We start from the raw sequence: 9,658 nt of genomic DNA, 5'->3' as shown, positions 1-9,658 counted from the left end.
ACATAATGCAATTGAGGCTTTTTAATGGATTTTGGGTATTTGTTGTTTGGTTATCGTTTCTGATTTCACCTTGCCCGTCTGGTATTCCTTTATAATAAGTACCCTCTGGAGTTGTAACATCAGCTTGTGCTACATTAACGTAGGTAAAAGCTTGACCCAGTAAAAACATAAATCCTACCAGGAAAACTACAACAATTTGGGAAATACGAATATTCCGCAGCCAAGAAATTACTCGATTCATAAAAAACCTCAATTGCATTATGTTGGGTGGACAATTCAAAACCCTAAATCATTATTCACTATTTAGGGTTTAAGAACAACTTTGATGCAGTTATCCTTTTTTTGTTGAAAGATGTGGTAGGCGTGGGGTGCTTGTTCTAAAGGCAATTGATGGGTGACAACAAAAGATGGATCAAGTTTTCCATCCAAAATCATCTGCAATAATGAATGCATATATTTTTGTCCATGCATTTGTCCCATCCTAAAAGTTAGACCTTTATTAAAGGCTGCACCAAATGGTAGTTTGTCTACAAAACCACCATAAACACCCATGATTGAAAGAGTCCCGCCTTTACGACAGGCGACCATCATTTCCCGCAGAACGTGGGGACGGTCGGTTTCCAATCTGAGCTTTTGTTTTGTCTGGTCGTAGAAGTCTTCTAAACCAACACCGTGTGCTTCTAAACCAACGGCATCGATGCAAGCATCGGGGCCACGGCCACCAGTCATCTCTTTCAACGCTTCGCCAGCATTAACTTCTTCGTAGTTAATCACTTCTGCTTTGGCAAACTTTTTCGCCATTTCCAGGCGTTCGGGAAAGCGATCTATAGCGATCACTTTTTCTGCTCCCATCATATAGGCGCTAATCATCGCAAATTGTCCAACAGCACCGCAACCCCAAACGGCTACGGTATCGCCCGGTTGAATATCGCATAATTCTGCACCCATATAACCGGTGGGAATAGCATCGGAGATGAATAACAACATCTCATCTGGCAAATCTGGCGGAACTTTGACGACACCCACATCAGCAAAGGGTACACGGATATATTCTGCTTGTGCGCCTGCATAACCACCTAACATGTGGGAGTAGCCATAAATGGCTGAGGTGATATTGCCGAATAATTTTTCTTGAATCCAACCTTTGGGATTGGAATTATCGCACAATGACCACATATCATGTTGGCAATAATGGCAATTACCACAGCCAATTGTAGAAGGAACAACTACGCGATCGCCTATTTTTAAATTGTTGACTCCCTTACCAATTTCCACGACTTCCCCCATGAATTCGTGACCGATAATGTCACCCTGTTGCACTGTGGGAATATAGCCACCATATATATGTAGATCGGAGCCACAAATCGCCGTGGAAGTAATTTTAATAATTGCATCACGCGGGTTGAGAATTGTCGGATCTGGTACCGACTGTACCCGTACATCATTAGCACCGTTCCAGCAGACTGCTTTCATAGTTATTAGTCATTGGTCATTGGTCATTAGTCATTGGTCATTAGTCATTGGTCATTAGTCATTGGTCATTTGCTTTAGGCAAAAGACAAATGACAAAGGACAAAGAACAAATAACTACTTGCGTCCACTTGGTTGACCTTCGGTGGTGGCAATTTCGCCTGCTTCCATTAGCATTTTGAAGCGGCGCAATTCATCACCAATTTGCTGTTCTGGTTCTTCACCAAAAAGTTTAGCTACGGTAGCTGCCAATGCTCCACCGGGGGGGTTATACTCCAAAACAACCTTAACTTCCGTGCCGCGATCGCCTGGTGCTTTTTTGAAGCGAACAAAACCAGAATTATCAACGTCTGCACCTTCTACAGAAGCCCAAGAAATAAATTCATTTTCCCGGTCTTCGAGAATATCTGCATCCCATTCTACGCTGTTACCCAAAGGTGCATTGGCAATCCAATGAGAACGTTTTTCGTTATGCACCTTGACAGATTTAAGATGCTTCATAAATGTCGGTAAATTCTCAAAGTCGTGCCAAAAGCGATACAATTCTTCTGCCGATTTATTAATTGTTACCGTCTTTTCAACTTTGATGGGTTGGTTTATCCCTATTGCTTCTTGTGCTTTCTGGATTGTGCTTTGCTTCGTTGCACCTTGATAAACCAAACCGCCACCTGCTAAAGCTGTCAGCGCTCCCCGCAATGAACCTTGCCTTAAACCCATCAGCACCATCGCACCACCACCGATAAGGGATGCCCAACGCTCTACTTCACTAGCTTCAGTCTGATTTGTACTTGATTTATCCCCTGATGTTGAAGTCACTTTTTATATCTCCATCACTGTAAATTCACCAAAGAGGCGCAAATATTATCTTCTTTTTATCTGTGTGTTAAGCTGCCGCGCCTACAAGTTGCACTATTTTCATTGTCAAAAAAAGCTGCAAACCCTCTCCCTTGCTCCCTGCCCCCCTGCGGCCTCAATGTGCAAATTAAATGCTTAACAGCTTATTTGCGCCTCTGCGGTAGCTGTCTACGTTTAAAAAACTCTACATTGACACAGCAGCCCCTGTAGTCGGCTTAGGAGGCTGAATCTGACCGCCTATCCGCGCCCGATACAACTCTACTAATCGCTGTTCGTATTTCAATAAATCGTGGTAAATTTCTTTGAAAATAGCAGTTGCTACTGGGTCAGTGAACATTGGAGACAAATTGCCAATATCGCCGATACCAGTTTGCACATCCCCTAAAGCAGAACGTAATTGATATATGTCATCACTTCCTGTCAAGGCAGTTTTCACCTTGGCATACTGATTAGCAATATTTGCACCTAAAGAGGGTTTTTCGCCCAATAACTGAAGATATGTTTCTAGTTTTTGAATGTGGCGCTGTTTATTAGCAATTATTTCTTGAAAGACTGAGTTAACTTCCCTATCTGATTCTTTTTGCAAGTAATTTTCAAATGCTTCTAGTGAATAGCGTTCACCAGCAAGATCATTATTTAAACCTTTGTTGATCTCACCTTTAGTTGAGCCACCCCAAGCATCAGCCAGTTTCCACCATTCAGCACTTTTGTCTTTTTCATTTGGTAATGCAGCATCTTTGCCACCATAGCCCAAACGGCTTAATATCGCTGTAGTAAAAATTGGCAAGTCTCCCGGTTCACGGGATGTAATCAAATTTCCGTCAACTACCACCGGCTCATCTAGATATTTTGCGCCAGCGTTAATCATGTCCTTGGCAATAGCAATAAAACCAGTGGCTTGTTTACCTTTGAGCAAGTCGCCTTCAATCAAAACTTGTGGCCCATGACAAACAGCAGCGACTAATTTTTCTTGTTGTATGGCTTCTTGGACAAAACGTACTGTGTTGGTGTTCCGCCGCATTCTGTCGGGAGCCATTCCACCGGGAATTATGACCGCATCGAATTCGGCTGCGATCGCTTCTGTGGTAGTACCATCAGCTTGTATGCTAAGTTTGCCGCGTTTACCCTTATATTTTTCATTCATTCGGGAACCGAGGACTACTACCTCCATTCCCGCTTGTTTTAGTCCATTATAAGGAACTGTAAATTCTGCATCCTCTACTGCCTGTTCAATGAGAATGGCAACTTTTTTATTACCGGAATAATTGTTATGGTCAGTCATTGATTGTATTACCTGTTTATTTCTAGTATTTAACTAGGTACAATTATCGACTAGCACAGTTAAACAGCCGAATTTTCCCTGAGAATTTTTGTTTTTGGCTACTATGCAAGAAATTAACTTGTTGGTTAAGTCCCAAACAGTTCTTCGTAATCGTGATAAAATTGGGCGTGCAAAGTTAAATGGCTAAACTTAAGTTTTTATTTTTGCTTAAGAAGAAAAAAATAGTTATGAGTGAGAACTTGGCTACTGAATAATTTCGGTTTTATAGCTCCTAACTCATAACTAAAAACTTCAACTACAAGTTGCTTGACCATGAATTCATATTTACATAGTATGGCGCGATCGCTAGTTGAGCTTCGTACCAAGGGGATAGATTCTTTTATTACTAAAGCTATACATCTCTAGTTAGACAACTGGGTGACAATAAAACGTTATTGTGAGAAAGCACAAAAGGGCTAGTATCATGGCAGAAAAAAATCATAATGACGAAATTGAAACCAATGATTTGCCACAGGAAATTACCGAATCCTACGGTACTGGTGTGAAAGACTTGCCGGGATACAATATTGGTGGGCGCTCAATGAGAGCAGAAAAACACGAGTACACAGAAACTAGTCCTGAACTTACTGGTGGCGATGTTGACGCTTATTGGCAAGATGCAGATGCAGTTGGGGATGAAGCTGTTGGTGGTACCGCTGCTACACCCGATCAAAATGTAACTGAGGAGCTAGAAGCAGCAGTAGGTTTAGAAATGGATGATTTTGCGTTTTTGCGTACCAACGAAATTTTAGAGGAGCGTGACGATTCTCGCTGGGAGTTAGATCCGAAGTCTTCTGAAGATTATCAAGAGCGGCGAGAATAAGCTAAATAAAAGCAAAATTGGATGTCGCCGTTAATAAATTAATGTCGCTGAATTGGGCAGTGCTTTTCTAAGCACTGTCACAAAAAAATTAACATCTATCTACCGAAATACCTCAGGGTAATATCTCAATTTAATAGCATTCCCATTGCTAACTCCTTTACCTTGCCAAAAGTAAGCATTCTTTTGGGTTTTGATCTAACTGTAATACTTCTAACTAACGCAGGACTAAAGTTTGCCCGATTTATGTTTTGTTTATAATTCTTCTTCTTTATGATTTCAATACATCTGTCTTCAGTAGGGTAAAACCCTAAATGTACATTTGATAACCTTGCTAATGAAATCAATTAATTGCAATTGGAGTTAATAATGACATTTACACAAACTGGCGATCCAACTATTCGTGAACATGTTCAAGCTTGGCAACAGTTGGGTGTGGATCAACAACTGGCTTTGTTTTGGTTCATTTACAAAGAAATAGGTAAGTCAATTACGCCAGCCGCTCCTGGTGCTAGCACTGTTTCCCCAGAAATCGCTGAAGGTTTGTTTAATCAAGTTAAAGAACTATCTCACGAACAACAATTACAAGTTCAGCGTGACTTGATTAATAAAGTAGATACCCTAATTTCTCGTGAATATGGTTCTTTAGGTGATACCACTAAGCTACTATTTTGGTATCGATTATCTCAAGGTATGGATGATGGTACTATCATTACTGTACCTTCTGAGTATCAACTTCCCTCAGAATCTCAACAGTTGTTTGGCAGAATTCAAGGATTAGAGTTTGAGCAACAGATTACTCTTTTCCGTGATTATGTTTCGCCAATGGGCGCCGAAGCAAAACCAGGTGCTGAAATTTAGCACTTTTGAAGTTTTTAGGGCAATACGCTTGGCTTTGTGGAAAATTTTAGGTTGGGTTAAGCAAAGCGCAACCCAACAAAGCCCCGGAAATGTTGGGTTTCGTTCCTCAACCCAACCTACACAATTTAAGGTTTTTGGCGCTAACCCAAGCGTATTGGTTTTTAGGGTGCTTGAGGCTACTACCTTTTATACCAAGTTCATTTGGTTGTAGTAGAAGAATTCAGGAATCAGAATACCTTTACTCTTTGCCAGATATATAGGATTCCTATTTGATTTTTGAATAAACACCGTACACCTCGAAAAGCCTGATTCCCTACTCCCTACTCCCTATTCCCTACTCCCCGCCTACGCAAATAATTTCAAAAATCAAAGCGGATTACTATAGGCGATTGGTGTTAGCGTAGCGTTCCAACTCTAGCCTGCGATATGCAGCATTGTTCTTATGAGAAGGGCAAGGGTGTTATATCCGCCAGTCGCTTAATATCAAGCCAAATTTTGATGACTGGCGTTTTCATTTTTTTGATAAATAAACACAGAGTAAAAACTAAAACTCTGTGTTTATGTATGTCCTTAGTCCAGTTGCACCTGACAGTCGTAACGCTCTTTGTTTTGTACTCGATATATTAAAAGTAATTATAGTTGAATTAATCTGTCTTTTGGTTGGTTTAAATATGCTTACTTTATATTAAGAGTATATTTTATATAGCTTTTTCTATAAAGTTAAATCGAGATTTTTTTAGTTAATTAAGCAGTTAATTACTTTGAGGTGTTTATGACTTCTACGAACGTCAATTTTTTAGAACAAAGTGTATCGAAATTTCAGAGTTTGGATACAGACGATCGCTTGACTGTCCTAGCTTTACTTTACACTGAAATTTGTGATGAAATTCCGTCGCTCTGCCTCAATAATGTACCAAATGAAAAGACTGCAAATTTAGTTGCACAAATTCAAAACCTTCCACAAGCAGAACAGTTGTTTGCTTTGCGTCAGCTGCTAAACCAAGATGAAGTAGGAGAAACAGGAATTCCTACTCAAGAGTACGCTTCAATAAATGCTGATGAGAAATTGGCTTTTTGGTATCAATTAGCCCAAAACTTGGGAACTTCAATCATCGGCGTACCAGATGACTATATACCTTCTGAAAAAGCTACAGAAGTAATAGATTTACTTCACACACCCAACATTGAGGATTTAGTGAATTTCTTCAAGCAGGTGCTGTAATAGTTTTGAGTTAGGAACCGTAGGTGGGGCATAGCCTCACCTTTATGTTTAAAAGTTGGGAAACTTCTGTTTTTACAGCAGTTTTCATGTATTTGAACCACATCTGTCGTAGGGGTTTTAACTGTGTTTGGATTTCTTACCGCTTTTGTCCTTAGCAAACTCTAGAAGAGGGCAAGGGGCAGGGGGAGATGAGGGAGATGAGGGAGATGAGGGGGCAGGGGAGGCGAGTAAAAAAGACTCGCTCACGAGTATAAAAGACTCATTCACGAGTATAAAAGACTCATTCACGAGTATAAAAGACTCATTCACGAGTATCAAAGACTCATTCACGAGTAAAAAAGACTCGTCCACGAATCTTAATTTAACGTGCGCCTCCCTTGGAGACTCACGTTAAATTACAGTTACAAATTATTCTCCCTCCTGCTCCCCCTGCCCCCCCTGCTCCCTCATCTCCCCCTGCTCCCCCTACCCCCTTCCTCCTTCCACTAACGCAAAACTGCTTGATAACGACCTAGTGCGATTAAGGGAAAGTATTGTTGATACAGATGATACTTGAGATAAAAATGGCAGGGGAAGCCAGTACCTGTAAAGTCAGCCTCAAACCAAGTACCATCTGGCTGTTGAGTTGCCACTAGGTAGGCAATTCCCCGCTCAATGGCACCAAGAGCTAATTTACCAGTTGCTTCACCTGCTGCCAAGAGGCCAATTAAAGCCCAAGCAGTTTGAGATGCAGTACTATTTCCTTTTCCTTTGAGACTGGGGTCGTCGTAGCTGCGGCAAGTCTCACCCCAACCTCCATCTGGGTTTTGACATCCGACTAACCAAGCTGCTCCTCGTTCTATACTGAGTTTATGCTTTTGAGGAGCAATTAACGCCAAGGCTGATAAAACGCCACTGGTGCCGTAGATATAATTTACACCCCAACGACCAAACCAACAGCCTTCGGTTTCTTGTTCGCTGTGAAGATAAGTAAGCGATCGCTCTAAATTATAACTATCAATTGACAAATCACAAGCACCAAGCATTTCTACGACTCTAGCCGTAACATCTGCGGTGTTTGGATCAATCATCGCTTTCAAGTCGCCATAAGGGATGGAGTTAAGCCAATCTTGATCGTTATCCAAATCAAAAGCAGCCCACCCGCCTGGTTTACATTGCATAGATGCAATCCAGTTTAAGGCACGAGCGATCGCAGCCTGCTTGATTTTTTCGTTGGGGAGTTTCGCCAAATGTAAAGCCATCACCACCACAGCCGAGTCGTCTACATCGGGATAAAAGCGATTTTCAAACTCAAATGCCCAAGCCCCTGGTTTTCCCTGACGATTTTTTACAGCCCAATCTCCGTAGTCTAAAATTTGTTTTTGCAACAACCATTCTCCAGCTTGCACCACGGCGGGATGATCTGGTGCAAAGCCAGATTCTACTAAAGCACGCATCGCCCAAGCTGTATCCCAGACGGGTGAAACACAAGGTTGAACTCGGTAACTATCCTCTGTTTCAATGGCAAAGTTATCAATTGCTTGCAAACCTCGTTCTACAATGGGATCGCTTTGGTGATAATTCAGACACCGCAAAGCCAGCATTGAATTTAACATCGCCGGAATAATCCCACCCCAGTCACCTGTAGCTTCTTGGCGTTCTAAAATCCATTTTTCGGCGGCTTTGATGCCTTCTTCACGGAAGGGTACTAAATTCAGACTTTCTGCCAACTTGAACCCCCGATCAAGGGTGAGGAATAAATCTGTCCAATCGCCAGTTTGGGGTAATTCCCACCGGACTCGATCAACACCTTCAGCGTATAGCTCATCTAGGTTGATAGTTGGATCGGTGATAAAAACAGGTTTGCGATCGCACACAATCAGTAATGGTACTGTGCTGGAACGTGCCCAGCTAGACATTTCGTAGATATTGACTGGGAAAGCTTTTGGCAACAACATCACCCAAGGTGGTAGCGAGGGAATACCGCGCCAGTTGTAGCAGCCAATTAAGGCTAGGTGCAATTTGGTAAAAATCCGAGTTTTGCTGATACCACCCCGTTGGAGAATAAACGTTCGCGCCCGAATCATCGCTGGATCGGTTGCTGGTACACCTAGCAGCCTTAACGCCATGTAGGCTTCAACCGAGGTGCTAAGTTCTCCGCCATCACCAAAGAAAAGTTCCCAACCACCATGCTGCCGTTGCTCTTGACGCAGGTATGCTGCAACTTTGTCTAAAGGTCTGCCTTGGTCTGTTCCCCAAATCTTATGCAAAAGAACGACTTCAGCAGTGATGGTGACATTGGATTGTAACTCTGCCCACCAGTAACCGTCGGGATTTTGAATCGAAAGCAAATATTGTTGACTGGCTGCGATCGCCGTTGCGACTTGGTTGACTTTTACCCTGTCTTGTGTTTGCATCAAATACTATTTAACCTCGAACCCGTTTAAGCATAACGATACAATACTCACAACCCACCACCCCAAACGGCAATGGTTCAAACTCCTGCCAAACCCTTGACCCTCGATGAATTTCTCAAGCTGCCGGAAACCAAACCTGCCAGTGAATTTATAGACGGTCAATTGTTCCTGATATTGCAGTCTTCACTTGGGAACGCATTCCCCGCGATCAGAACGGCAAAGTGTCGAATAATTTTGCGATCGCACCCGACTGGACGATAGAAATCCTGTCCCCCGACCAAAGCCAAAGCAAAGTTATCCGCAACATCCTCCACAGCCTCGCCCACAGCACCCAAATGGGATGGTTGATTGACCCAGAAGAGGAACTTGTGTTTGTTTATTTTGGCGATGCCTAGGGCGGGCTTCGCCTACGCACCATCGCTGTCTATGAGCAAGAGAGCGATCGCTTACCCGTCCCACCCTTTGCCGAATCCTTCAGCCTCACTATTGGTAAACTCTTCAGTTGGCTAACCGAATAGCCCCAGTTCTATCAATCTCGTAACACCATGCCCGCAAAATTTCTGGAAAGCTTTGGCAACTTCGTATTATATCAAGTTCGGCAAATCACTTACGATATGTCATTGCGAATGCAACGAAGTGGAATGAAGCAATCGCAAAGGTTTGGGATTGCCACGCTCCGCTCGCTTTTGACTAAGTACTAAGTCGGACATGAT

General features: G+C 42.5%; 8 protein-coding genes and 2 pseudogenes. 4 read left to right on the top strand and 6 right to left on the bottom strand.

Annotated elements, in window-relative coordinates; translation table 11 throughout:
• From LC574_RS11880 to LC574_RS11865, 4 genes and pseudogenes are all read right to left on the bottom strand, one after another.
• Window positions 1-241, bottom strand: a pseudogene (locus LC574_RS11880) (hypothetical protein); the annotation flags it as partial.
• A gap of 62 nt (window positions 242-303) precedes the next feature.
• The gene (locus tag LC574_RS11875; protein WP_229453706.1) at window positions 304-1,473 is read right to left on the bottom strand and encodes a zinc-dependent alcohol dehydrogenase; all 1,170 of its coding nucleotides are present in this window, start codon (window positions 1,471-1,473) and stop codon (window positions 304-306) included.
• Between the two features lie 114 nt (window positions 1,474-1,587).
• Window positions 1,588-2,286 (bottom strand): SRPBCC family protein, encoded by a 699-nt coding sequence (locus tag LC574_RS11870; protein ID WP_229453705.1) that lies wholly within the window; start codon window positions 2,284-2,286, stop codon window positions 1,588-1,590.
• Between the two features lie 223 nt (window positions 2,287-2,509).
• A complete protein-coding gene (locus LC574_RS11865) occupies window positions 2,510-3,607 on the bottom strand; it encodes a DJ-1/PfpI/YhbO family deglycase/protease (protein ID WP_229453704.1) in 1,098 nt (365 codons plus the stop codon).
• 463 nt (window positions 3,608-4,070) lie between these two features.
• Here LC574_RS11865 and LC574_RS11860 point away from each other — a divergent pair, with 463 nt between their 5' ends.
• From LC574_RS11860 to LC574_RS11850, 3 genes are all read left to right on the top strand, one after another.
• Complete coding sequence (locus LC574_RS11860) at window positions 4,071-4,469, top strand: DUF6335 family protein (RefSeq protein ID WP_229453703.1); 399 nt, start codon at window positions 4,071-4,073, stop codon at window positions 4,467-4,469.
• 366 nt (window positions 4,470-4,835) lie between these two features.
• Window positions 4,836-5,327 (top strand): orange carotenoid protein N-terminal domain-containing protein, encoded by a 492-nt coding sequence (locus tag LC574_RS11855; RefSeq protein ID WP_229453702.1) that lies wholly within the window; start codon window positions 4,836-4,838, stop codon window positions 5,325-5,327.
• A 772-nt stretch (window positions 5,328-6,099) separates the two neighbouring features.
• Entirely contained in the window at window positions 6,100-6,549 is a 450-nt protein-coding gene (locus LC574_RS11850) for an orange carotenoid protein N-terminal domain-containing protein (protein ID WP_229453701.1), read from the top strand.
• A 117-nt stretch (window positions 6,550-6,666) separates the two neighbouring features.
• Here the strand turns inward: LC574_RS11850 and LC574_RS11845 are convergent, their stop codons facing one another.
• Window positions 6,667-6,900 carry a hypothetical protein gene (locus LC574_RS11845; RefSeq protein ID WP_229453700.1) on the bottom strand — a complete coding sequence of 78 codons (234 nt, stop codon included), beginning with the start codon at window positions 6,898-6,900 and terminating at the stop codon, window positions 6,667-6,669.
• Window positions 6,901-7,034: 134 nt separating this feature from the next.
• Entirely contained in the window at window positions 7,035-8,945 is a 1,911-nt protein-coding gene (shc, locus tag LC574_RS11840) for a squalene--hopene cyclase (RefSeq protein ID WP_229453707.1), read from the bottom strand.
• 72 nt (window positions 8,946-9,017) lie between these two features.
• On the opposite strand from shc, the pseudogene LC574_RS11835 reads away from it, so the two are divergent.
• A pseudogene (locus LC574_RS11835) lies at window positions 9,018-9,463 on the top strand (Uma2 family endonuclease).
• The last annotated feature ends 195 nt before the right edge of the window (window positions 9,464-9,658 follow it).

Origin of the sequence: Nostoc sp. CHAB 5715 (assembly GCF_020829685.1) — a bacterium.
GTDB lineage: Bacteria > Cyanobacteriota > Cyanobacteriia > Cyanobacteriales > Nostocaceae > Nostoc.
Note: the sequence above shows the minus strand (reverse complement) of the source record. Positions and strands in the feature narration are given on the sequence as shown.

Bases quoted from the DNA above. Each gene is read 5' to 3' on its own strand.
- LC574_RS11875 (WP_229453706.1), bottom strand. From the start codon at position 1,473: ATGAAAGCAGTCTGCTGGAACGGTGCTAATGATGTACGGGTACAGTCG.
- LC574_RS11865 (WP_229453704.1), bottom strand. From the start codon at position 3,607: ATGACTGACCATAACAATTATTCCGGTAATAAAAAAGTTGCCATTCTC.
- LC574_RS11855 (WP_229453702.1), top strand. From the start codon at position 4,836: ATGACATTTACACAAACTGGCGATCCAACTATTCGTGAACATGTTCAA.
- LC574_RS11850 (WP_229453701.1), top strand. From the start codon at position 6,100: ATGACTTCTACGAACGTCAATTTTTTAGAACAAAGTGTATCGAAATTT.
- LC574_RS11860 (WP_229453703.1), top strand. From the start codon at position 4,071: ATGGCAGAAAAAAATCATAATGACGAAATTGAAACCAATGATTTGCCA.
- shc (WP_229453707.1), bottom strand. From the start codon at position 8,945: ATGCAAACACAAGACAGGGTAAAAGTCAACCAAGTCGCAACGGCGATC.